This window comes from Fontibacillus panacisegetis, assembly GCF_900102215.1.
GTDB lineage: Bacteria > Bacillota > Bacilli > Paenibacillales > Paenibacillaceae > Fontibacillus > Fontibacillus panacisegetis.
In genome coordinates, this window is sequence record NZ_FNBG01000009.1 from 119,351 (window position 1) to 142,252 (window position 22,902).

Annotated in this window: 22 protein-coding genes and 2 pseudogenes; 11 read left to right on the plus strand and 13 right to left on the minus strand. The window is 41.8% G+C overall.

Annotation, left to right across the window (positions count from 1 at the left end; translation table 11 throughout):
• Positions 1 to 21 precede the first annotated feature (21 nt).
• Positions 22 to 1,110 (minus strand): HD-GYP domain-containing protein, encoded by a 1,089-nt coding sequence (locus BLS49_RS09980; RefSeq protein ID WP_342707189.1) that lies wholly within the window; start codon positions 1,108 to 1,110, stop codon positions 22 to 24.
• Positions 1,111 to 1,229: 119 nt separating this feature from the next.
• The gene (locus tag BLS49_RS09985; RefSeq protein WP_091229168.1) at positions 1,230 to 2,666 is read right to left on the minus strand and encodes a bifunctional metallophosphatase/5'-nucleotidase; all 1,437 of its coding nucleotides are present in this window, start codon (positions 2,664 to 2,666) and stop codon (positions 1,230 to 1,232) included.
• 312 nt (positions 2,667 to 2,978) lie between these two features.
• On the opposite strand from BLS49_RS09985, the gene BLS49_RS09990 reads away from it, so the two are divergent.
• A complete protein-coding gene (locus tag BLS49_RS09990; protein WP_091229170.1) occupies positions 2,979 to 4,040 on the plus strand; it encodes an HD-GYP domain-containing protein in 1,062 nt (353 codons plus the stop codon).
• Positions 4,041 to 4,140: 100 nt separating this feature from the next.
• Here the strand turns inward: BLS49_RS09990 and BLS49_RS09995 are convergent, their stop codons facing one another.
• Positions 4,141 to 7,164, minus strand: a complete 3,024-nt coding sequence (locus BLS49_RS09995) for an efflux RND transporter permease subunit (RefSeq protein WP_091229172.1) — start codon at positions 7,162 to 7,164, stop codon at positions 4,141 to 4,143.
• Positions 7,165 to 7,445: 281 nt separating this feature from the next.
• On the opposite strand from BLS49_RS09995, the gene BLS49_RS10000 reads away from it, so the two are divergent.
• Positions 7,446 to 7,652 carry a hypothetical protein gene (locus BLS49_RS10000; protein ID WP_245742325.1) on the plus strand — a complete coding sequence of 69 codons (207 nt, stop codon included), beginning with the start codon at positions 7,446 to 7,448 and terminating at the stop codon, positions 7,650 to 7,652.
• An 804-nt stretch (positions 7,653 to 8,456) separates the two neighbouring features.
• Positions 8,457 to 8,597, plus strand: coding sequence for a hypothetical protein (locus BLS49_RS24785; RefSeq protein ID WP_175471362.1), 141 nt, complete (start codon positions 8,457 to 8,459; stop codon positions 8,595 to 8,597).
• Positions 8,598 to 8,656: 59 nt separating this feature from the next.
• On the opposite strand, the gene BLS49_RS10005 is transcribed toward BLS49_RS24785, so the two are convergent.
• Both BLS49_RS10005 and BLS49_RS10010 read right to left on the minus strand, forming a co-directional pair.
• Complete coding sequence (locus BLS49_RS10005; protein WP_091229174.1) at positions 8,657 to 8,974, minus strand: helix-turn-helix domain-containing protein; 318 nt, start codon at positions 8,972 to 8,974, stop codon at positions 8,657 to 8,659.
• Between the two features lie 19 nt (positions 8,975 to 8,993).
• Positions 8,994 to 9,308, minus strand: coding sequence for a hypothetical protein (locus BLS49_RS10010; RefSeq protein WP_091229177.1), 315 nt, complete (start codon positions 9,306 to 9,308; stop codon positions 8,994 to 8,996).
• 98 nt (positions 9,309 to 9,406) lie between these two features.
• Between BLS49_RS10010 and BLS49_RS10015 the strand changes: the two genes are divergently transcribed.
• Positions 9,407 to 9,802: a YkvA family protein gene (locus BLS49_RS10015; protein ID WP_091229180.1), complete on the plus strand. Its 396-nt coding sequence runs from the start codon at positions 9,407 to 9,409 to the stop codon at positions 9,800 to 9,802.
• A gap of 249 nt (positions 9,803 to 10,051) precedes the next feature.
• Entirely contained in the window at positions 10,052 to 10,339 is a 288-nt protein-coding gene (locus tag BLS49_RS10020; RefSeq protein WP_245742326.1) for an N-terminal phage integrase SAM-like domain-containing protein, read from the plus strand.
• Between the two features lie 154 nt (positions 10,340 to 10,493).
• Here BLS49_RS10020 and sufB read toward each other — a convergent pair whose 3' ends face one another.
• The 6 genes from sufB to BLS49_RS10050 all read right to left on the minus strand — a co-directional run bounded on the left by sufB (position 10,494) and on the right by BLS49_RS10050 (position 16,393).
• On the minus strand, positions 10,494 to 11,891 hold the full coding sequence (sufB, locus tag BLS49_RS10025; protein ID WP_091229186.1) for a Fe-S cluster assembly protein SufB: 1,398 nt from the start codon (positions 11,889 to 11,891) through the stop codon (positions 10,494 to 10,496).
• Between the two features lie 48 nt (positions 11,892 to 11,939).
• A complete protein-coding gene (sufU, locus tag BLS49_RS10030) occupies positions 11,940 to 12,365 on the minus strand; it encodes a Fe-S cluster assembly sulfur transfer protein SufU (protein WP_091229189.1) in 426 nt (141 codons plus the stop codon).
• Positions 12,365 to 13,579 carry a cysteine desulfurase gene (locus BLS49_RS10035; protein WP_091229192.1) on the minus strand — a complete coding sequence of 405 codons (1,215 nt, stop codon included), beginning with the start codon at positions 13,577 to 13,579 and terminating at the stop codon, positions 12,365 to 12,367. The genes sufU and BLS49_RS10035 overlap by 1 nt, the downstream gene beginning before the upstream one ends.
• Complete coding sequence (sufD, locus tag BLS49_RS10040; RefSeq protein ID WP_091229194.1) at positions 13,576 to 14,877, minus strand: Fe-S cluster assembly protein SufD; 1,302 nt, start codon at positions 14,875 to 14,877, stop codon at positions 13,576 to 13,578. The genes BLS49_RS10035 and sufD overlap by 4 nt, the downstream gene beginning before the upstream one ends.
• A gap of 20 nt (positions 14,878 to 14,897) precedes the next feature.
• A complete protein-coding gene (gene sufC / locus BLS49_RS10045) occupies positions 14,898 to 15,680 on the minus strand; it encodes a Fe-S cluster assembly ATPase SufC (protein WP_091229197.1) in 783 nt (260 codons plus the stop codon).
• A gap of 239 nt (positions 15,681 to 15,919) precedes the next feature.
• Positions 15,920 to 16,393 (minus strand): Dps family protein, encoded by a 474-nt coding sequence (locus BLS49_RS10050; protein WP_091229201.1) that lies wholly within the window; start codon positions 16,391 to 16,393, stop codon positions 15,920 to 15,922.
• 274 nt (positions 16,394 to 16,667) lie between these two features.
• On the opposite strand from BLS49_RS10050, the pseudogene BLS49_RS25245 reads away from it, so the two are divergent.
• From BLS49_RS25245 to BLS49_RS10060, 3 genes and pseudogenes are all read left to right on the plus strand, one after another.
• Positions 16,668 to 17,154, plus strand: a pseudogene (locus BLS49_RS25245) (hypothetical protein); the annotation flags it as partial.
• Positions 17,153 to 17,290, plus strand: a pseudogene (mtnA, locus tag BLS49_RS25250) (S-methyl-5-thioribose-1-phosphate isomerase); the annotation flags it as partial. The pseudogenes BLS49_RS25245 and mtnA, both read left to right, overlap by 2 nt.
• Before the next feature lie 223 nt (positions 17,291 to 17,513).
• Complete coding sequence (locus BLS49_RS10060; protein WP_091229204.1) at positions 17,514 to 18,110, plus strand: hypothetical protein; 597 nt, start codon at positions 17,514 to 17,516, stop codon at positions 18,108 to 18,110.
• Positions 18,111 to 18,185: 75 nt separating this feature from the next.
• Here the strand turns inward: BLS49_RS10060 and BLS49_RS10065 are convergent, their stop codons facing one another.
• The gene (locus tag BLS49_RS10065) at positions 18,186 to 18,563 is read right to left on the minus strand and encodes a DUF423 domain-containing protein (RefSeq protein WP_091229207.1); all 378 of its coding nucleotides are present in this window, start codon (positions 18,561 to 18,563) and stop codon (positions 18,186 to 18,188) included.
• Positions 18,564 to 18,727: 164 nt separating this feature from the next.
• Here BLS49_RS10065 and BLS49_RS10070 point away from each other — a divergent pair, with 164 nt between their 5' ends.
• The 3 genes from BLS49_RS10070 (at position 18,728) to BLS49_RS10080 (ending at position 20,965) form a co-directional block, all read left to right on the plus strand.
• Positions 18,728 to 19,102, plus strand: coding sequence for a hypothetical protein (locus tag BLS49_RS10070; protein WP_091229210.1), 375 nt, complete (start codon positions 18,728 to 18,730; stop codon positions 19,100 to 19,102).
• Positions 19,103 to 19,200: 98 nt separating this feature from the next.
• The gene (locus BLS49_RS10075; RefSeq protein ID WP_091229214.1) at positions 19,201 to 20,052 is read left to right on the plus strand and encodes a DegV family protein; all 852 of its coding nucleotides are present in this window, start codon (positions 19,201 to 19,203) and stop codon (positions 20,050 to 20,052) included.
• 58 nt (positions 20,053 to 20,110) lie between these two features.
• Positions 20,111 to 20,965, plus strand: coding sequence for a DegV family protein (locus BLS49_RS10080; protein WP_091229218.1), 855 nt, complete (start codon positions 20,111 to 20,113; stop codon positions 20,963 to 20,965).
• A 388-nt stretch (positions 20,966 to 21,353) separates the two neighbouring features.
• Here BLS49_RS10080 and pdxR read toward each other — a convergent pair whose 3' ends face one another.
• A complete protein-coding gene (gene pdxR, locus BLS49_RS10085; RefSeq protein WP_091229222.1) occupies positions 21,354 to 22,889 on the minus strand; it encodes a MocR-like pyridoxine biosynthesis transcription factor PdxR in 1,536 nt (511 codons plus the stop codon).
• Positions 22,890 to 22,902: the final 13 nt, after the last annotated feature.

Genomic DNA, 22,902 nt, shown 5'->3' on the forward strand with positions numbered 1-22,902 from the left:
TTAACTGTGAGACTTTTAAGTTCATTCAAACATGTTAAGATCCGTCGATTTCTCGGCATTATTATTAATCGATACTACTTCAGTAATAACTACCGATAATTGATGCTTCAAATCTACTTCATACGGTGACTTGATATCTACACCCATTGGGTCGGCCAAGACCCGAACAACCGGACGTTGTGGAATATCAGAATGAATTTTCGAAACTACACCCTTCTCGCCAGTGCTAAGTGTAACCCCCATTCCAAGCGGGTAAATAGCTACATGGTCACGGAACAGCTCCAGCATTCCTTTTTCATAGAGATCACCACAGCCGCCATAAATGATTTCCATCGCCTGATGAGGCAGCATTGCTGATCGATACACCCGGTGAGTAGTGAGCGCGTCATAAGTATCTGTAATCGCAATCCAACGAGCAAATTCATGAATCTGATTACCGACCAAATTGCGCGGATAACCGCTACCATTCAATCGTTCATGATGTTGATATGCACAGTGGGCTGCCTTCATCGTTATACCAGGTTCATCCTTTAACAGCTTAAACCCGATTTCAGCATGTGTTTTGATTTGAGTAAATTCATCATCAGTTAATTGGGTGGACTTGTTCAGAACTTCCAGCGGAATCTTGGTCTTTCCGATATCGTGAAGTATCGCACCTATACCAAGCTCTGTCAGATCTTCCTTGCTATATCCGTATACCTGCCCCAGAAAAACCGTATAAATGCACACATTAAGTGAATGACGGTACAAATACTGATCCATACTATTCATATTCATCATCATGATCATCACATCTTCACGAGAGCTAAGATCATCGACGATCATCTCAACCAGCTTCGAGAATGATTTGCCAATAAAAGGATACACACTCCCCTTAATAGCAGAGTCTGTCATCTTTCGAAAATTGGTGCGGATATCAATTAAAGCACGGCGGCGTGTCTCATCTTCAATCATCTCATGCACTTGGATATCGTCTGTCCGGGGATCAGCAATGTATACGAAATCCAGGCCGTGTAGCTTCAGTCTTCTAATTATCGCATCGCTTAATTCAGCATTTTCAGATAATAGAACTACTCCTTCTTCATTATAAATCTTTTTTCCCAATTTCATTCCAGGCTCCAAAGAACCTATCGGTAGTAAGCGCAAAAAATCCACTTCCGTCTCTAATAATAACTTTTTTCTTTTTTAGAATACACTGTTTGAACTCAGCATTCCACTTTATCTTGTACTCATTGCTCCAGCCACCGCGATTTAAAGCATTGATCTACTGCGCCAGCTGTCTGAAGCTCTATTCGGAGCAAATCTCGCAAAAAATCTGGCAGCATATACTTAAGATCAGATCCCAGCTTCAGCCGTTCATATCCGATTCCAAATGTAAACATATCGAGCGTACCTACAGTGTAAGTCTTATTCATGTCGATTGGCACTCCTTGAACACTCGCTTGCAGGATTCGTTGAAATGGAGGTTTTTTTACATCATACATAATTTCCATACCATCCACGCAAAGACCACCTAGCACTTTTCCACGAAAACCATAACCGAATATTTCTTTGGAGAACATCTCAGGAAGCAGTGATTGCTCAAGAGAATATAGAATATCCTCACCCCTGAGTCCCATACGGCATGGATTAATTGGTGAAGGACATCTTTCATGAAGCATTCCAGCGCTAATCTCTCCAGCAGGCAAGCTGCCAAGAAGCTGACCACTGTTCACGATTGACAATTCACTTTCAGTAAATCTTCTGACGGCCTGAGCCAGTAAATTGCCAAATGGTGACTCCGACTCATAGTGAATGGGTAATTCACGTTCCGTAACCGCCACTGTTCGTTGCAGACGTTGTCTCCCTGCTTCACGATGTATAGTAATGGCATTCATTACGCTCACATTCTCCAAGCCCTTTTCAACAGGAAGGCATATAGCTTCTAAAACGGTTGGCTTCCCATTATGCATATCTCGGCCTATCGTTATTTTCCCCAAATGTCGTCCAAACTTCCCAGCTGCAGTGATCATTGTATTGCCTACAGTCAATGGTTCTTCCAGCAGATGATGTGTATGTCCCCCGATAATTAAATCAATCCCCGGGATGCTCTCGGCAAGCTCACGATCAAGTGGAAGTCCAAGATGAGACATTACAACAATCAAATCCACCTGCTTGCGCAGTTGTTTCACTGAATCAGCAATGGTTACTCTAGGATCGAGTGCCTCAAGCCCCAGTAGTCTATAAAAATCCGGATAGGAGGCTGTTGCTCCAATTAGTCCGATTGTAAAAGGTCCACCCTTCAGCACAATATCATTTTTCATCCAATCCGGCGGTTCACCTGAATCTTTTTCCCGAATATTGCCGCAGACAACTGGACACAAGAGCCCTGTATACACATCTCTCAGCATATCCGGTGTAAATGTTAATCCTTCATTATTGCCGATCGTTATCGCATCATAACCAGTTATGTTAATTACGTCAACATTCGCTTGTCCTATCGTTCCTTCCGTCTCCGGAGCAGCACGATCCATATGATCCCCTATATCAAGAAGAAGTACTGATGAATCCGGTTGGGCCCTATATTCTTCTACCATTGAGGCAATACGTCCCATGGTACTAAAGTGGCTGTGCAGATCGTTGGTATACACGATCGTTAATGTATCCTGGCACGTTTCCTGCGTCATGACCCGGGCCTCCTCGTTGTCTAAATAAAATTGTAATGAGCAAACAATACGATATATGTGAATATATATAGGTTATTACAATTATTATATACCTTAAATTTACTCATTGTCTTCTCTTATCATAGATGATAATGGTTTCTAAAGCATACCAATATACTACAAACAGGGGGACTATCTTGGATTAGGACCAAGGCCCTCCACAGCTTTGAAATCCTTTTCAAAACTAGCATTTCAGCACTACAAAACTCATTGTCATTCAATAAAATCCTTGCTATTATTAAGAAAAATGCATAATAATGGGGTGTTACGTCCTTGAAAGTACACATTATGGATCTTAATCCAGGTGATCGTCTTCGTACCGATGTTTTTAATCATTCAGGGGTACTCATCCTCGACAAAGAAAAGGAATTAACTAACGAATCTATTGTTAAGCTGCTGCAGCACGGAATTGACTACATAGATATTCTGCCGCAACCTACGGTAGTGACAGAAGTAGATAACAGCTTTACTTCACCGATGATGCTGTCGGATCAGGTCCTTCATGTTAAACCTTCCTTTGACAAGGCTATTGACGGCTTTGAATTAATGTTTCTAGAAGCGCTATCCACAGGTTCCTTTGACAATTCACAAGTCGATAAAGTATTGGAACCCATCGTCAATCAATTAGTTGGTCAAAAGGACGTTATTTCCCTTCTGTTAGTATTAAATGACAAAGACAATTATACATACAATCACTCCATGCAGGTCGGCATGCTCTCTTATTATATCGCCACTTGGCTTGGTTATCCAAAGGATGAGGCTTATATTATAGGTAAAGCAGGATACTTGATTGATATAGGCAAAAGCAAGGTTCCTCAAGAGATACTCACTAAACCAGGTAAACTGACTCCTGAAGAATTTGAGCAGGTGAAGCGTCATACCGAATACGGACATGATATCATCCTGAAATCTACCGGAGACGAACTGCTTGCACTTATCGCCTTGCAGCATCATGAACGTGAAGACGGCAGCGGTTATCCGCACGGTCTATCTGAGAAAGAAATCCACCCCTATGCCAAAATCACAGCAGTTGCTGATGTGTACACAGCTATGACATCTAATCGGGTATATCAATCCAAGCAGGAGTTCCTTACTGTACTTAGAGAGCTTAATAGTCTCAGCTTCGGTAAATTGAGTGCAGAACCTACTCAATTGCTCATCAAGCATTTACTTCCAAATTTTATCGGCAAGAAGGTTACCCTAAGTAACGGTGAGTCAGGCTCTATAGTCATGACGAATCAGACTGACTTTTTTCGTCCTCTCGTTCAAACCAACTCCAAGTTTATCGACTTGTCTAAAGAGCGTGATATCATCATCTCGGAGATATTTTTATAAATTAATTTCAAATTTAACAATACAAAGAAGGTTGAACAAGGAAACATCCTTGCCCAACCTTCTTTTTTACTTCTTTTTACGTTCTTTAAGCTGCATCTACTCAGGCTTCTATTTCAGTTACTACTTCAGTTTTCGCAATAAGCCCCTTGCGCTGATTCGCTGATTTACGATAATATAGCAACTCGTAAATAACTGGAACTACAACCAGAGTCAAAACGGTAGCAGCCGTTAAACCACCAATAACAACAATCGCCAGACTTTGCGATACGATACTGCCTTGTTCAGAATGACCTATAACGAGAGGAATCATGGCACAAATCGTTGCGATAGCCGTCATCAGAATAGGACGCATGCGGGTAGAAGCCGCTTCAAGAATCGCTTCACGTATCGTCATCTGCTCTTCATTGTGTTTAATACGATCAATAAGTACAATCGCATTTGTTACGACGATACCAATTAGCATTAATGCTCCAAACATCGCGGTAAAATCCGGAGTTACACCTGATACAAGCAGACCGACTACAGCTCCAATGGCTGCTAATGGCAATGAGAACATGATCGCAAGCGGTGCGCGAAGAGTTCGGAAGGTTAACACCATAATCAGATAAACCAAACCAATGGACACCATTGCTGTCATGCCCAGTGCATTAAAATCATCACCCTGATCAACTGATGCTCCACCAGCAAACAATTGAACACCCTCAGGCAGCTTAATGCTTGCAGTCGCATCTTTAATATTTTCACCAATTTCAGATACTCTTTTCGGATTAATCTCTGCAGTAATTCTCAAATAATTTTGTCCATCTTTATGATAGAGCATGGATGGCTCATTTGTGACCTCGAATTGAGCAAGGTCCTTCATACTAACTGGCCCCGAGGCTGTCATAAGCTGGATTCCTTCTAAATCCTCCTTCTTAACAGGCTTAAGCATAGGTTCTAGAATAACACTCGTTTCCGTTCCATCCACTTTGATCTGACCTAGAGGTATCGGATTTAGCATAACACCTAGCTGCGAGGTGATTTCTTCGGCATTTCCCTTTGTTGGATCTATATTGAAAGTAAAAACAGGTTTTGTATCTTCGTTACTGTTGCTAATTTTTTCAATGCCGCTTAGCTCAGAGAGCTTATCACTAACTTCCTTGGCAACCTCACGGATGGCATCTGGATCATCTCCGACGATATCGATGTATTCCGTCGTGGAAGAAGACCCCATCATGACGCTCATCACATTAGCTGTTAAAGTGGCCCCTTCATATTCATTTTGTTGTGATCGGACGTAATCAATAAGCTTCTGCGCATCTGCTCCCTCCTTCACGACAACGATTAAGTCGATCATGGTAGATGACATTACATTTCCCCACTTCGCCCCTTCCGCACTGTTACCGGATTGAAGCACTACCAATTGCGATTGCTCCTGAGACATTAGATCCTGCTCAAGCTGACGTCCTTTCTCTTGTACTTCCTGAACCGGAACATCGTTTGGATACTTCAATTGAACAGATACATAACCTGCATCCGACGCATCCATTGCTCCCTTAGGCATGTAGATATAGGCTCCAATAGAAGACATAAATATAACGAATGCAATAGTTAACGTAACCCACTTGTGGCTAAGATTCCAATTCAGAAATCCAGTAAAATGTCTCGATGGAGCACTTTCTTTCATATATGAATTTTTTAACAACCAACTGCTTAATAAAGGAACGACAGTTAATGCTACAACTAATGAGGTTATCAAGGAATATGTGATCGTTAATGCGAATGGCAGAAGAAAATCTTGTAATGATCCTCTTAACAGACCCATCGGTAAAAAGACAGCCACTGTCGTAATAGTCGATGAAGTAATCGCCATTGCGACTTCCTTCGTAGCTTGTATGACAAGCCCACTAGACAAAGGTTCCTTCGCTGTTCTTCTATATATATTTTCGATAACAACGATGCTATCGTCAACAAGTCGGCCTACGGCAACAGCAACACCGCCAAGTGTAATGATGTTTAAACTAACGCCAGAAATGTTCAATAAATAGAGAGTCACAGCTAGTGACAACGGGATTGAAATCACAGTAATCAGTGTTGCTCTAAAATTCCGCAAAAATAATAGAATAACGAGTGTAGCAAACAATGCTCCTAGCAGCACCTCGCGCAGCATACTATTAATTGAGGTGACAACCATCTCCGAGGTATTGATAATAACGGAAATTTGTGCATTTTCATATTGAGCATTTAATTCATCCAGCTTCTCCTGCACTTTTTTCCCTACATCAACCGCGTTAGCATGAGCTTCCTTGGTAATCATCGCAAGCAGCATTTCTTGTCCATTAGCCCTGCTAATGCTCTCAAAATCACGTTCCAATGTTATGGAGCCAATATCCCCCAGTAAAGCGCTATCCGATAAAGGCAATTTCTTCAGAACATCTAAGCTATTCACTGAAGATAATACATTTATGTTTCCAGACTGACCATCAATCGTCTGCTCCCCTATAGACGCAGATACATTATGGCCTTGGAGCAAACCCATTAATTGTGGGAATGTTATACCCTGTTGAAGCAGCTTATTTGAATCTGCATTAATACTTATCTGTGAATTCGGGCGTCCATATAGCTGGACATTTGAGACTCCTTCTAAACCTTGAAGCTCAGGAACAAATAACTCTTCAGCAAGCTTGATATTTTCTTCAGTCAGTCCATCCTTGAATGAAATCGCTACATTTGAGATCGGTATCATTGAGGTGTTCAGTTGAAGAACAAATGGTTCCATCACACCCTTAGGGTATTGAATAGGATCAATGGCTTGACTAACCTCCTCCGTAGCATCCTTCATATTTGTTTTTGACTGGAAGTAAACATCTACCTTCGCATATCCATCCCCCGAGGTAGAGAGAATTTCCTTCTTCCCTTTTACAGTAGCGACCGCTTTCTCAATCGGCCTGGTTACATATTCCTCCATTGATTTGGCATTTTGACCAGGACCAATTACAGTAACAGTCACCAGCGGGTTATCCGCCTCAGGCATAAATTCCATCGGTAACGAACGATAACTTATCCATCCGAATACCAACGCCATAACGACAATTAATCCCACCGCCGCTTTGTTCTTAAAAGACCATTTTGTTAACCATGTCATTTCTACACCCTCCATCGATTTTCTTTTCAGTTGTGCAGTTTTTTGATAGTACCACTTATGTATGTGCCCACACTTTGACCACTGGACTTAGTTTAGATTATTTGGACAATATCGGGCACAGGCGTACGACTGGTTATGAAACTGGGCCAGAGACCGAGGAGATGACGATCTAGAGAATGATATGTAAAAATTATTAATATTTTTTAAGAAACTATTAACAATTTTAGTGGAATATATCGATAATAAATATAAATAGAAATAATTATAAGGGAGGTATTTTTATGGATAAATTGCACGAGCTCAAAATGGCTGTAACCTTGCGGCATGACGTGGTCATCACACTGGAGAATGGCGAAATGGTTGTAGGATTGCCTAAATGGGGAACCGATCCAGATAAAGTACAGGTCAGAACAGTTGAAGGCGCGGTATGGGTTCTACTTTCTGAAATCTCGCATGTTACTAGAATTATTCAATTTGCAATGAAATAAACTTCATAGAATAGATATATAAATCAACTCCATTAGCCTTTAGCTAGTGGAGTTTTTGTCGTTTATTTTATTGAATACAAAAAAACGTGCCTGAGCGGCTTGAGCATACTACATCAAAGTCGCTGCAGACACGTTTTTCATGTTAATATTTTTCGTATATTTCATAATCCCAAACGCCTGTGATTTTCGATGGTATATTTCTATAGAATCAATTCCCTACTTTTGGTAGACTAGAGAAAACATTCTTGAGGTGATTTATGAAGAAATTAGCTAGTGTCTGTGTACTTATATCTCTAATTATTTCATTCGCAGACGGTAAAAAAAATAAAGCTAAAAAAATCTTTAATGAACTAACAATCATATATGGGGTAGTAGGGTAACATAGACAAAGACCACCGATTAAATCGAGTGTTCTTCTTTATTATATAGCGGTTACTATATCCATAATCCTAACCCATTCCCAGTCATTTTCCTCAGTTGACACTTTTACCTCGTTGCGATAGGTCTGCACTGCTGTTACAACCCCTGTTACTTCTCTATAATCAAATTCCCCGAATAGCCTGAATATCAGCGTACCTTCGCCCAGTCAGTCTTTCTAACTCTGGTTTAAAAGGCATTCTCCGCTTTTGAGTGCTGAAGTTATACAAGACTCTTAGCAACTTTCTTTCCAAATCATTAAGCATTTCATCACCTCAATAATACGAACTTATGTTTGTATTATATACAATAGTCTCTGCTCATTCAAATGGAAAAAGCTCACAGTATCGTTTACCACGAAAGCCATTCAAATAAATGGAGGTGGAAATGATGCTGGAAATTACTGTGCACGGTTCTAAAGTAATTGTCGAAAGTAGCCATACGATTGTTATAATCGAATGTTACGATGATGAGACAGCGCAGTCTGTCGTGGCAAAAATCACGTTAGAGCAAATTGGTCGAGTGTAGAGAATTATTCCTATTCTGAATATTAACAAGACCACTAAGGATGTTATTCCTTGGTGGTCTTATTTTATATTTACCACTGGTTTTACCTCATTAATTGAGGTGAAATAAATGATTTTGTATTTTCCTGCTTTTTGCTTACCCTGTGACTTATATTCAATTCGCCCCTTTTGGACGAGATAATTACGATGTTTGATCAGGGTGTTTTCCGTGACTCCTACCTTCGCCTGTAACAGGGGATTGGCTACTGTAAACCACTCTGGACAACCATTCTTATTTGCAATCGCCATAAGGTGAAACCACAAAGTTTGTGTGGTTGGTTCCAATGGGTTTATTTCAAGCCAATCAGTGAAGGCGGTTAATTCTGCGACGTAATCCAAATGCTTCACCCTCTTTGCTTTAGTCCGGTTGCATGATTTCGTGAGGATACAGCCTTGCCGATTCGTCATCGGCCATAGCTTCCGTGCGATCAAAAAGTGGATAATAACGATGAGTCAGGTCATTGGTTCCTGTTCCAGCATTAGCAGCATACAAAAACGCTGCGGGAGATTCACCCCGATTAACCGGAAGATCAAAGCGTTGACAACGAGATTTAGACATCAACACCGCGAAACGGTATGGCTTGCTTGTCAAGCGACTGGAACGGGGAATGTACACTGGCAATCCGCTGCGCTCGACCTCAAGTTTGTTATAACGCCCCTGTCTATTTGACACCACTTTTCCTCCTTCGCTCTTTTTTCGTACTGTGACACTATACTTTTATTTCTCTTACCCCTTTTTTACTTTATAATGTGCTTATATAGGGGGTTGAAATGAGTAAAAGTAATTTATCTAAACTTAAGAGTTATGCTAGAAAATTAAAACAAAATTTGTTCGTCCTTTATCTTTCCTATAGAGACAATAGAACGCCTTGGTATGCAAAAGTTGTGGCAATTTGTGTTGTGGCTTATGCATTCAGCCCAATCGATTTAATTCCAGATTTCATACCAGTTCTAGGATATCTAGATGATTTGATCATTGTTCCTATTGGTATCTCATTAGCCTTAAAGTTAATTCCGTCTCATATCATAGAAGATAATAGAGAAAAAGCTGAAGAGATAAAAAAGAACGGTAAACCTAAAAATTGGTTTGTTGGCATTCTCTTTATATTAATTTGGGTATTACTTGCAGTTTGGATTTGTAAACTTGTATTACAAGCATTTTTTTAAAAAATGCTTGTTTTTTATTTAGTTAAATAACCTCTTTGCTGCATATCATGTGTCTTACTGGCACTAAGGACGCGAACTCACAAACATCGCAAGTAACTTCATGCTCCCTATTTTCATATCCGTGCCCGATTGATTATATTTGACCTGTCAATGTAATCAAATCCGTACTTTTTCAGAGCTTGGGATATGTCCTTGAGAGTTAACAGCGGGGCATAGGCTCCAGTGAGATTAATGGCAACTTTCAGAAGGTTGAAAAGTGGTAACTGGCAGGCTCGCGTATCCAGGGACGGAGAAGAATTTGACGAATGGTTACTGCATAAGAAACGCGAACTAAAGAACCCCACTTACAGACAAACCGAAACCATTGTTAGACTTCATATTAAGCCTGGCTTTGAGAACAAACGAATAATGAAAATACGTCGCACTGATATCAAAAACTGGATTCAATCCTATGTTGATAAGGTTGATAAGAATGGAAAACCTAAATACTCGGAAAACAACAGCAGGTACTTATCTGGACATTACACAAAAAATTGAAGAAGACGAACTTAAAAAGTTCGCCTCCTACACCAAAAGAAAGATTTAACTGTTTCGCCTACATTAATCAGAGTCGGCACGAAATCGGCACGAATGATTATCAACGGATATCTTAACCACCAAAAATCCTTGTTACAGCAAGGTTTATTGATTATTAACCTATACTGCCTTCCATTTCGAACTTGATCAAACGGTTCATCTCAACGGCGTACTCCATTGGAAGCTCCTTTGTAAACGGCTCGATAAAGCCCATAACGATCATTTGAGTTGCTTCAGCCTCGGTAAGGCCACGGCTCATCAGGTAGAACAATTGCTCTTCGGACACTTTCGATACAGTCGCTTCATGCTCAAGAACGATATTGTCGTTCATGATTTCATTGTACGGAATTGTATCTGAAGTAGATTCATTATCGAGAATGAGCGTATCGCACTTAATGTTGGATTTAGCACCTTCCGCTTGGCGTCCAAAGGAAGCAAGTCCGCGATAAGTTACTTTACCGCCGTGTTTACTGATAGACTTGGAGACAATTGTGGAAGTTGTGTCAGGAGCCAAGTGAATCATCTTCGCACCTGCATCCTGATGCTGACCTTTACCTGCAACGGCGATGGACAACACGCTGCCCTTTGCTCCGCGACCTTTCAGTACAACGGCTGGATATTTCATTGTCAGCTTGGAGCCAATGTTTCCATCAACCCATTCCATAGTCGCATTCTCTTCTGCAACCGCACGTTTGGTAACGAGGTTGTAGATGTTTGGCGCCCAGTTCTGAATTGTAGTGTAACGAACACGAGCGTTCTTTTTACAAATAATTTCTACTACAGCGCTATGCAGCGAGTTCGTGCTGTAAATTGGAGCCGTACAGCCTTCAACATAGTGCACGAAGCTATCTTCGTCAGCAATGATGAGTGTACGTTCAAATTGACCCATATTTTCCGAGTTAATCCGGAAGTAAGCTTGCAGTGGAACTTCACATTTTACACCTTTAGGTACATAAATGAAGCTGCCGCCGGACCAAACAGCACTGTTAAGAGCGGCGAATTTGTTATCGGCTGGAGGAATTACCGTACCGAAATATTCGCGGAAAATTTCCGGATGCTCGCGAAGGGCACTATCTGTATCCATAAAAATAACGCCCTGTGCTTCAAGATCTTTTTGCATACTATGATATACAACTTCGGATTCATACTGCGCTGATACACCAGCGAGGAACTTCTGTTCCGCTTCTGGAATACCCAACTTATCAAAGGTTTCCTTAATTTCTGCAGGAACCTCTTCCCAAGTTTTACCTTGTTTCTCAGATGGTCTTACATAATATTGAATATCGTTAAAATCAAGCTCATCGAGATCACCGCCCCAACGTGGCAATGGCATTTTCTCGAATTGGTCCAGGGATTTCAATCGGAAGTTAAGCATCCATTCCGGTTCATTTTTGATACGGGAAATTTCAGTAACGATTTCGCGGGTCAAACCTTTACCCGTCTGAAAAACCGCCTTGTGTTCATCCCGGAAGCCATATTTATAATCTTCCATTTCAGGCGCTTTTTTTGCCATGGCTGCATTACCTCCTCTTAGTTATTATCTGATGAAATACACTTCTTGTTATTCTTCGTCAATTCCCTTTTTCAAGGCATTCCAAGCAAGTGTCGCACACTTAATTCGAGCCGGGAATTTGCAAACACCAGATAAAGCCTCAATATCTTCATAATCATAATCATCAAAATCAACAGACTCACCCTGCATCAGCAAGGAAAAACGATTAGCCATATCCAAAGCTTCTTCATATGTTCGGCCTTTAACGGCCTCTGTCATCATCGATGCGGAAGACATGCTGATGGAGCAGCCTTCACCCGAAAACCGAGCGTCTTTAACTATGCCGTCCTCAATTTTGAGCTGCAGCGAGATGCGGTCACCACAGGTAGGATTGTTGAGATCCACTGTGACTCCCCCGTCTTCAAACTTTCCCTTGTTTCGGGGATTCTTATAATGATCCATAATTACGCGGCGGTATAAATCGTCAAGTTGCATCACGCGAAATACTCCTTTGTTTGGATTAAAGCTTCCGCAAGACGGTCGATATCCTGTTCCGTGTTATAGATGTAGAGACTTGCTCTGGCCGTTGCGCTCGCTTCAAGCCAACGCATCAGCGGCTGACAGCAATGATGACCAGCCCGTATTGCAATACCAGATGCATCCAGTACTGTCGCCACATCATGTGGATGAACGTCGTCCAAATTAAAGGTCACTAGTCCAACCTCACGTTCCCGTGGGCCGTAAATCGTAATTCCTTCAATTTCAGACAAGCGGCCAATTGCATAAGCAGCCAGCTTCGTCTCGTGACGATGAATTTCATCCAAACCGATTTCTTGCAAAAAATCGATAGCAGCAGCTAATCCTACTGCACCGGCAATGATCGGTGTGCCTCCTTCAAATTTCCACGGCAACTCTTTCCACGTTGATTCATGAAGACCAACGTCGTCGATCATCTCTCCACCGAATTCGATCGGTTCCATAGCTTCGAGCAGATGCTTCTTGCCATATAGTACACCAATTCCGGTAGGTCCGCACATTTTATGACCAGAAAATGCATAAAAATCACAATCCAGACTCTGTACATCTACCTTCATATGCGGAGTACTTTGAGCACCATCCACCACCATGACGGCACCATGTTTATGAGCAATTGCAGCTATTTCCTTAACCGGATTTACAACGCCAAGTACGTTGGAAACATATGCAGTAGCTACAATCCTGGTCTTGTCAGTAATAATCTTCTCTACTTCATCCAGAGCAATACTTCCATCTGGTTGAAGTGGAATATATTTTAATGTCGCCCCGGTTCTAAGCGCAAGCTGCTGCCAAGGAATAAGATTACTGTGGTGCTCCATAGGAGTAATAACAATTTCATCCCCGCTCTTAACCGCTGAAGGTCCGTAGGATGAAGCTACCAGATTAAGAGCTGTCGTCGTTCCACGAGTAAAAATAACTTCCTTCGTATGCGCCGCCCCAATGAACTTAGCTACTTTCTCGCGTGCCCCTTCATAAGCATCCGTTGCCCGGCTGCCAAGGGTATGAACACCGCGATGAACATTTGCGTTATCGAATTCATAATAGTGCTTGAGGGCATCCAGAACAGCACGAGGTTTCTGCGCTGTAGCCGCACTATCGAGATAAACTAGTGGATGCCCATTTATCTCCTGATTCAATATAGGAAACTGTTCCTTAATCAGTTCCGCGTTCATTGTCCTAACTTCCTTTCAACCAGTCCTTGCAATTGCTCCTGCAACTGTTCAAGCGGGATGTCTGAGACAACTGGTGCAAGGAATCCGTAAATAACGAGACGTTCTGCCTGTTCACGTGTAATACCGCGTGACATCAAATAGTAGATTTGTTCCGGATTAACTTGACCTACGGAAGCAGCATGACCTGCTTTAACGTCGTCTTCGTCAATCAACAGAATCGGATTCGCATCCCCACGAGCTTTCGGGCTAAGCATGAGAACTTTTTCAGTCTGTTCACCGTTTGCTTTTGTTGCACCCTTCTCGATCTTGGTAATTCCGTTAATGATCGCTGTTGCCTGTTCACGCATAACCGCACGCGTGATCATTTGACTTTCAGAGCTCTTGCCAAAATGAACCGCCTTGGTTGTATAATTCAGCTTCTGTGCGCCAGAACCGACTGCAATGACCTTCGCATCGGACAACGATCCGTTACCTTGAAGAATGGACAACGTTTCGCTGACAGAATCGCCAGCATTCATTTCGCCTACGATCCATTCAATGCTGCCGTCATTATCAACGACAGAACGACGATAGATTAAATCAGTCGTATTAACATTGAAATTATGCACGGTAGCAAAACGCACTTTGGCGCCAGCTTTAACAAATACTTCAGCTACACCATTGTGTACAATTTTATCGCTATAATCGCCGGAAATGTAATTGTCGACGTAAGTTACTGCACTGTTAGCTTCCGCAACGATCACAATATGTGGAGCGAAGGTCGTTTTTGTATCATCCAGCAGGAAAATACTTTGCAGCGGGATTTCCACTTCCACATTTTTAGGAACATACAGGAATACCCCGCCGTTCCACAACGCTGCATGAAGTGCTGTAAGCTGGTTTTCATCGGCTTTAACTGCCGTGTGCAAATATTGTTTTACTAAATCCCCATGCTCACGAGCTGCAGTTTCAAGGTCAGTAAAAATAACTCCTTTAGATGCCAGATCGGAAGAAAGCTGAGAAAATACAATATCGCCGTTGCGTTGAACGATCAAATTGCTTGCTTCAGTCATATTTACTAGAGATTTAACACTATCAGGAACCTGTTGCGAAACTTCAGAACGTCCTTCACGAACATTTCCAAAATGGCCCAGATCCCAACGATCAAGTTTCATTTTCTCCAATTTCGGTAATTCCAGTTCCCCAGCAAGCTGTAGAGCCTTCGTACGACTCTCAGTTAACCAAGCCGGTTCGCCATTGTTCGCGGATGTATTCTTGAGTGTATCCACTTCTACCGGAAGAATGGTTTGTGTACTCATATCAATATTCCTCCTTCCGCTCAGGCTTCTTGACCGATTGTTTCATCCACGATGCCGAGCTCTTCTTTAACCCAATCGTATCCATCACGTTCCAGACGTTCAGCCAATTCAGGACCGCCCGATTTCACAATACGACCCTGCATCATCACATGAACATAATCCGGAGTAATATAGTCGAGCAAACGTTGGTAGTGAGTAATGATCAAGAAACCACGATCTTCATTGCGCATCGCATTAACACCGTTAGCTACGATACGAAGTGCATCAATGTCCAGACCGGAGTCAATTTCGTCCAGAACAACGATTTTGGGTTCAAGCAGCAGCATTTGCAAAATTTCGTTACGTTTCTTCTCACCGCCTGAGAAGCCTTCGTTCAAATAACGATGAGCAAATTCAGGATTCATTTCGAGTTCCTTCATTTTGCCTTCCATTTGACGGATAAATTTGATCAGAGATACTTCGTTTCCTTCACCACGACGAGCGTTGATCGCACTGCGCAGGAAGTCTGAGTTCGTCACACCGGCAATTTCACTTGGATACTGCATGGCAAGAAAAAGACCGGCACGAGCGCGTTCATCTACTGCCATTTCAAGTACATCTTCACCGTTCAATGTAACATTTCCGTCTGTTACCTCATATTTGGGATGACCCATCAGAGCCGAAGCGAGTGTACTTTTACCAGTACCGTTTGGTCCCATGATGGCATGAATTTCTCCACCTTTTATTTCAATGTCGATTCCCTTAAGAATCTCTTTTCCTTCAATCGTTGCTTTAAGTCCTTCAACAGCAAAGTGCGTAGCCATTAATACTGCTCCCTTCATTATTCAATTCAGCGTTAATTAGTTAACATTATACCATAATAACTATCAATTTAGAATTATTCTAATTAACAGTTGGTTGTTAATGATTCTCAGTGATTCTCAATTCATATTCTAACCTACTTTGTACACATAAGCAACGTAGCACGGGATGGAATAAATGAGAACGGGCTTGACCGCAAATTCGGCCAAGCCCATCAGATAACTGTCTGCCAGCCCCTACATTATCCAAGGTATGAGCGCAGCATCCACATATGTTTTTCGATATCGCTTTTGAAGCCAGTTAACAGGTCTGCGGTAACATCATCCTCCGCCTTATCTGCAAGATCCATGCCTTCTTGGAACGATTCAGACAGTGTTGCAAAATCTTCAATCAGATTCTGAACCATTGTGCTGGCATCCTCATTGCCTGTCGCTTCCTGAATCGTTGCAATCTCCAAATATTCCTTTATCGTTGCGTATGGGCTACCCTTGATGGTAAGCAAGCGCTCTGCTACCGCGTCCATCTGTGCTGTAACTTCGTTATATAGCTCTTCGAATTTGGAATGAAGGGAATAGAAATTGCTACCTTTTACATACCAATGATAATTGTGAAGTTTGACATACAAAACGTTCAGGTTAGCCACCTGTTCATTAAGTACTTGTTCCAAACTCGTTTTATTAGCACTGCTTGTTGATTTAGAATCAGCTTTAGCCATCATAAATCCCTCACTTTCAACAATTTAGCTACATACAGCTTGTCTGTAAAGCAGCTTGACTCCTGCCAAGTTTGTGTCAAAACAAAAGCTTTCATACCTATTGTAACAAAGCTGACCAAAAAGGCGAAGAGCTTATGTTCACATCTGTGAAAAAAATTAATCAAGAATAGATTATTTTTTAATGTTTAAAAAAAGAGATACAAATACCCGATCTTTTTCGATATACTAACTTTAAATACTGTATTTCCGATCTTGCTACTTGGAAGTGATATTGTTGACACAATCACAATACAATGCGTTATCCATCGAAAATGCTATAGCCTATGCAAAAAAAGTTCCAGATTTCTTTGCAGCAGATGCAATATTATCATGTGAAGAAATTGGAGATGGCAACTTAAATCTCGTGTTCAGAACAAAAGATTCTTTAAGCGGAAAAAGCCTGATCATTAAACAAGCTCTCCCGTACCGCCTTCTTTTCTAACCCGGACTTGTGCAAAATAACTGAAGATCTGATCTTCTCTGATCCTTACCGGAATTCCGATAACAATAATTTCACCGAAGATATCAGACATGAAACAGAAAAATTATGGAATGCCGCCGAGCTTCATTTCGAGGTTGCACTGCTGCGCGAGAAATTTCTGACTCATGGAGAAGCGTTGATTCACGGGGATTTACAAGATTATTATGTTCAAAAAGTACTGCAAGACAGCATCGGATTTGTCGGGTGCAGAGTAATCCGCCGTATTGTTGGACTTCCACATGGGTATGCTGACACATTGTAATGCTGGTGGTCTCGCTACGGTTAAATACGGAACGGCGTTGGCCCCGCTGTATCTAGCCAAGGAACAAGGTATTTCTTTAAAAGTTTTTGCCGATGAAACTAGACCCGTATTGCAATGATAGCTTGGCAAAATTGTTTACTGAAGCCCAGACCCCATAAAAGTGCATGCATTACAGCTTGTGGTAAAATAGAATCATTTTCTCTCAATAATTTTTTTCATGTTTTCTAAGTCTAAGGGGCTATGATTGTACCTCAAGCGGTGCTATGATTAACAAGGATATCATTTACATCACATTGTATTTACAACATAGACTTATGAGAAGTATTTTTGGGGGAAATATGAACAGTCAAAATAACAATAACGATGGGGAATTAGGATTTTTATTCAACGTAGAAATTTTGGTCAAGGACGAAACTAATGCCAAGGCGCTTCAATCACTTTTACATCTGCTGAACAATGCAAACAATATTATCGATTATCGGATTAACTCCGGAATCGAGCTCGGCGAAATTATTGAGTCGTTACTAAAGGCCAAGAAACAGTCACTTATTTCTAAATCCTACAAACGTTTAAAAGCAAACAATGAAGCCAAGAATCCTTCTGAAGATATTGTCAGTAAAACGGAACAACCAGCGCCACCACCACCCGCTCCAGCATCTCAATCCAATAAGAAATCAGCAGCACAGTCCAACACGGAACCTAATTCCTTTAAGGAAATTGCCCAGAGCAAAGACTTTCAAGACTGGATTCAAAAATATATTTCTGGTAATCGGTTAGTTCGTATCGTTATAAAAAAAGGGGAGGAACGGATCAGCATTCCTTGCCGAATTTTAAACTTTCTTCCGGAGACCTACAATCTGACTGTGTACCATGTAGATGAGAAACAGGTCTACACATTTAAATTGAGCGAGATCGTTGATTTTATCGATAAGTAACATCAGTTATCATTTTGACAGCTGAAACGGCTGACCTCTTCATTCCCGAAAAGGCCAGCCGTTTTGTTATATTACTTATTTATTTCTCCCTTTAACAGCTAGGGCAAACATCAACCAGCCGATCATAAAGGATACGCCGCCCAATGGCGTAATGGGTCCCAGCCACTTCCAACCTGCGATTGCAAGTAGATACAGACTCCCCGAGAATAGAATGATACCAAGAACAAAAAGACGATTCGCCCACAGCAATTTACGTGAATCCGCCCCTAGCCCGGCAGCGAAAGCAGCCAGAATAATACCGATTCCATGAATCATATGGTAATGTACACCTGTCTCAAATGTACCTGTAGCCTTCTCACCGATATTCGGTTCCAGTACGTGAGCGCCGAATGCACCCAAAGCTACGGAAAGTAACATGAGAATTGCACCGATTGCGACATATTTGCGTTGCATGATCCCGCCCTCCTTTATCATCAATCATAACTCACCCGGAACATTCTTTCCACAGCAATAGAAATTCACATAGCGGACTATATGCACAGAGTTGATTTTTTTGTGAATATGTGAAAAATTAATCATGAGTAAGTCTAAAAACTTAGAAGGGGATTTTATGTATTATGGAATATCAATTAAATCATGCTGACTATCAGGTTCCGAATAAGATAAAGCATTCTGGACCTGGAATTGCCTCATTCATTGTCGTTCTTACATCAATCTTGGGATACATCGCTGCTTTTGTCATCATCTCTACTATAGTGGTAGGTGTTATGGATCAATCATCCGATGCTATCATAGAAAACCTCGAACAACATAGTGGCATCATTGGCGGAGGACTCCTCTTTATTATTTCTGGTATCCTTAATTTAATTGCACTCATTCTCGGAATTATCGGGCTTGCTACTAGAAGTAGAAAAAAAGTATTTGCCATCCTGGGTACCATATTATCCGGCGTCTGTTTTATTGGAATTATTTTATTATTTTTCCTCGTTTAGTTATAATTTCGAGATCCCTACCAAATGAATAGATTTTAATAGCCTTCTCTTTTTGATAAAATATAATGTGCAGTAATCGAATTTTTAAGGAGAATATCATGTCAAAAGTTAAAATATTCGCAGATAGCACTTCAGATTTACCCGCTTCATGGATCACAAAGCATGAGATCGGTATCATCCCTCTCTATGTCGTCTTTGATGATGACACATTTCGGGACGGGCTGGACATTGCCCCTATCGATATTTATCGTAGAGTAGCCGAGAAAGGAAACCTGCCTAAAACGACAGCTCCTTCACCCAAAGATTTTATGGATGCTTTTGCACCCCATATTGAGCAAGGTCAAGATATTGTCTACATCAGCCTTTCTTCCAGTCTGTCTTCGACATATCAAAATGCTCTGATTGCAGCTGATGAGTTTCCCGAAGGTCGGATTAAAGTGTTTGACTCTTTGAACCTGTGCAGCGGGATCGGCCTGTTGGTCATGAAAGCTGTTAGAGCAGCAGAACAGGGGCAAAGCGCGGAACAAATTTTTTCTATCCTAGAATCCTGCAGACCGCTAGTCGAGACTGAGTTTGTCATTGATACCTTGGAATATCTGTATAAAGGCGGACGTTGCTCGGGCATGCAGAATTTTATAGGAAGTCTTCTTCAAATCCGTCCTGTTCTAAAAGTGGTTAATGGCAGCATCATTCCAGCGTACAAAGTGCGCGGCAAGAAAGAAAAAGCTGTTCAGCAAATGCTGGACAACGCCCTCTCCAACAAAGAAAATATGGACAATGATCTGATCATCGTTGCCCACACTCTCGCCGAGGAGGATGCAGCCCGTCTAGCTGCGATTCTAAGAGAGCAGACCGGTGCCCGCGAAGTAGCACTAGCTGAAGCCGGTTGCGTAATTTCAAGTCATTGCGGACCACATACTGTAGCCATTATGTATACTAAAAAAAATTAATCCAGGCATTCTGCTAGTAAATTCGGTAATAAAACAGACGTAAAAGGAGGCTCATGTTATGGGGACCATTAAAATTTTTGCAGACAGCACCTGTGACCTGCCATCATCGTGGATTGAGGAATATGAAATAGGAATCATCCCTCTCTACGTAACGTTTGATCATTCAACATACAAGGACGGTGTCGATTTACATACACCAGAGCTATATCAAAAAGTAAAGGAGCTTGGCAAGCTTCCTAAAACGGCAGCCCCTTCTCCCGCTGACTTTATTGAAGCTTTTGCTCCATTTATCGAAAAGGGACAACAGATTTTATACATTAGTTTATCCTCGGAGCTGTCCTCCACTTATCAAAACGCGATCATAGCAGGGGGTGAATTTGATGACGGTGCGGTTACCGTTTTTGATTCCCTCAATCTATCTACAGGAATCGGGTTACAGGTTATGAAGGCAGTAAGAGCTGCTGCAGATGGACAAAGCGTTACTCAAATTGTTGATCTATTGATTAAGCTTCGCCCTCAAGTTGAAACAGAATTTGTTATTGATTCACTGGACTATTTGTACAAAGGTGGAAGATGCTCAGGCATGCAAAATTTGGTCGGCAGCCTTCTTAAAATTCGTCCAGTCATCAAAGTGATCGATGGCAGAATGACTCCGGCATACAAAATCCGGGGCAGCAGGGAAAAAGCGCTCGATCAACTGCTGAACAACGCCCTGAATCTGAAATCTGAAATGGATAATGACCTTATTTTTGTTACTCATTCCTTGGCAGATGAAGATGCTATATATCTTCAAAAGGAGCTTCAGGCTAGAACCGGAGCTAGAGAAGTCGCCACATCAAACGCAGGCTGTGTTATATCCAGCCACTGCGGCGCCAAAACGATCGGAATTTTGTATACAAAATCAATCCAGTAAAACATAAAATAAGAGGCTGTCCCAAAAGTAGGGTTAGCGTCAAAACTAGAAATAGCGGTGCTAGGAAGATGATCCTGCACCGCTTGATTCCGCCACATTCTATGACTGTATCTCATGTGTAATATTGTCATGATGCGGAATTCCTGAAATTCCTGCAAATATACAGGCTTTGATCATGTAAAGCCTCTAAATGCCCTGAATTGCTGCAAATGTGCAGGCTTTCTCTAAGGATTCTCTTCAAACTAGTCTATTCCGAACCATATTCCTGCATTTTGGCAGGCTTTTGTTCATCCTTTCATGGCTACTTTTAAAAAAACTGTATTCTTGCATCCTTTTCCTGATATCTTGCTTTTACACTGCTAAACAAGAAGCGTCCCTCAAAGTTATCTTAGATAACTTTTGGGACAGCCTCTTGTTCTATATTCCTTGTACACTGCTCCTCCGCTTGTGCTAGCAGCTCTACACCTCTCTCAATTTGGAATTCAGTCATGTTGGCATACCCTAATAGGAATGATGCAGTCTTGGGCTTCGAGATAACAAAATACTCGCTAGCCGGATATACCTTTACACCGCATTGAAGAGCTTTATCAGCAATAAGCTCCTCCGTAACTTCTGTCTTGAGCTGAATCAAAAGGTGAAGCCCGGCTTCATCTCCATAGGCAGTCACTCGATCTTGAAAATGTCGATGCAGTGACTGCACCAGACAGCTTCTGCGAGCCCCGTACAGCTTCCCCATCCCATTAACATGTCTGGCATATTGCCCTGAGGCAATAAATTCGGCGAGTGCCTCCTGCTCTAGCGTAGGAGTCATCCGGTTCGTGATACACTTAATTGCCAAGAAAGACTTGATGAGTGATGCCGGCATCACTGCATAGCCAATTCTAAGTCCAGGAAATAGCGACTTACTGAAGCTTCCAACATAGATTACTCTACCGCTGGAGTCCAGACCTGCCAATGCTGACACCTTTTGCCCTACATAACGATATTCGCTGTCATAGTCATCTTCTATAATGTATGTATTATTTTTGTTAGCATAATCTAACAGCTCTATTCTTCTCTGCTGTGACATTGTCATTCCAGCCGGAAATTGATGAGATGGAGTCACATATATTAGCTTAACATCACCATGGTTCCCATTTTGCTCGTTGATTATAGGCTCAATATCCTGAACACGAAGTCCTTCCTCATCGACTGGAACAGATACGACATTACCGCCTGCAAAACAGAAGGTTTCTCGTAATACTGGATGGGCAGGATCTTCTACGATCACCCGATCTCCATTTTTTAAAAACAATCTGGATATCATATCGAGAGCTTGTGTCGCGCCTGCCGTAATAATAATCTGATCTGGCACTGCAGGAATAGCTCTGGTAGAGCGAAGCAATCTTGCAATCTCCTTGCGCAGCCTGTACGATCCCTCGGCCGGTCCATAGCCTCCAAGAATATCTGGCGTTGCTTTCCGGCAAGCTTCAGCCAGCACTTTCTGCCAGCGATCCATAGGGAATGCCTCCCATGACGGAACCCCGTATCGGAAATCAAATACCGCTGAGTTCTGCTGCTCATCGCTCACAATGGGTGGAGAATTGACCACTGATACAATATGCGAGGCATTAGTAAAGATATCATAATTATTAACCTTCTGGGTTGCCTCCTGCCTGCTATTGTTTTCATTTGCAGCATTCTCAGCTATATAAGTACCCGCCCCCTTTTTCATGATCAGATATCCTTCTGATTGTAGCTGTTCATAAGCTTGTATAACGACGCTGCGCGATACTTGGAGCTGCTCTGCCAACAACCGTGTAGATGGTATAACATCACCATGATGTAGAACCCCCTGAAAGATCGCTTTGCGAATCTGTTCATAAATCTGCCTGTTGAGTGAAGTTTGAAGTTCTTTATCAAGTACAATTAACAGCTCGTACACGATCTTCCTTCAC

What these genes read in the sequence shown, in the direction of transcription:
- BLS49_RS09980 (WP_342707189.1), bottom strand. Translation starts at nt 1,110, where the DNA reads ATGAAATTGGGAAAAAAGATTTATAATGAAGAAGGAGTAGTTCTATTA.
- BLS49_RS09985 (WP_091229168.1), bottom strand. Translation starts at nt 2,666, where the DNA reads ATGACGCAGGAAACGTGCCAGGATACATTAACGATCGTGTATACCAAC.
- BLS49_RS09995 (WP_091229172.1), bottom strand. Translation starts at nt 7,164, where the DNA reads ATGACATGGTTAACAAAATGGTCTTTTAAGAACAAAGCGGCGGTGGGA.
- BLS49_RS10000 (WP_245742325.1), top strand. Translation starts at nt 7,446, where the DNA reads ATGGATAAATTGCACGAGCTCAAAATGGCTGTAACCTTGCGGCATGAC.
- BLS49_RS24785 (WP_175471362.1), top strand. Translation starts at nt 8,457, where the DNA reads ATGATGCTGGAAATTACTGTGCACGGTTCTAAAGTAATTGTCGAAAGT.
- BLS49_RS10015 (WP_091229180.1), top strand. Translation starts at nt 9,407, where the DNA reads ATGAGTAAAAGTAATTTATCTAAACTTAAGAGTTATGCTAGAAAATTA.
- sufB (WP_091229186.1), bottom strand. Translation starts at nt 11,891, where the DNA reads ATGGCAAAAAAAGCGCCTGAAATGGAAGATTATAAATATGGCTTCCGG.
- sufU (WP_091229189.1), bottom strand. Translation starts at nt 12,365, where the DNA reads ATGCAACTTGACGATTTATACCGCCGCGTAATTATGGATCATTATAAG.
- BLS49_RS10035 (WP_091229192.1), bottom strand. Translation starts at nt 13,579, where the DNA reads ATGAACGCGGAACTGATTAAGGAACAGTTTCCTATATTGAATCAGGAG.
- sufD (WP_091229194.1), bottom strand. Translation starts at nt 14,877, where the DNA reads ATGAGTACACAAACCATTCTTCCGGTAGAAGTGGATACACTCAAGAAT.
- sufC (WP_091229197.1), bottom strand. Translation starts at nt 15,680, where the DNA reads ATGGCTACGCACTTTGCTGTTGAAGGACTTAAAGCAACGATTGAAGGA.
- BLS49_RS10050 (WP_091229201.1), bottom strand. Translation starts at nt 16,393, where the DNA reads ATGGCTAAAGCTGATTCTAAATCAACAAGCAGTGCTAATAAAACGAGT.
- BLS49_RS10060 (WP_091229204.1), top strand. Translation starts at nt 17,514, where the DNA reads ATGAACAGTCAAAATAACAATAACGATGGGGAATTAGGATTTTTATTC.
- BLS49_RS10065 (WP_091229207.1), bottom strand. Translation starts at nt 18,563, where the DNA reads ATGCAACGCAAATATGTCGCAATCGGTGCAATTCTCATGTTACTTTCC.
- BLS49_RS10070 (WP_091229210.1), top strand. Translation starts at nt 18,728, where the DNA reads ATGGAATATCAATTAAATCATGCTGACTATCAGGTTCCGAATAAGATA.
- BLS49_RS10075 (WP_091229214.1), top strand. Translation starts at nt 19,201, where the DNA reads ATGTCAAAAGTTAAAATATTCGCAGATAGCACTTCAGATTTACCCGCT.
- BLS49_RS10080 (WP_091229218.1), top strand. Translation starts at nt 20,111, where the DNA reads ATGGGGACCATTAAAATTTTTGCAGACAGCACCTGTGACCTGCCATCA.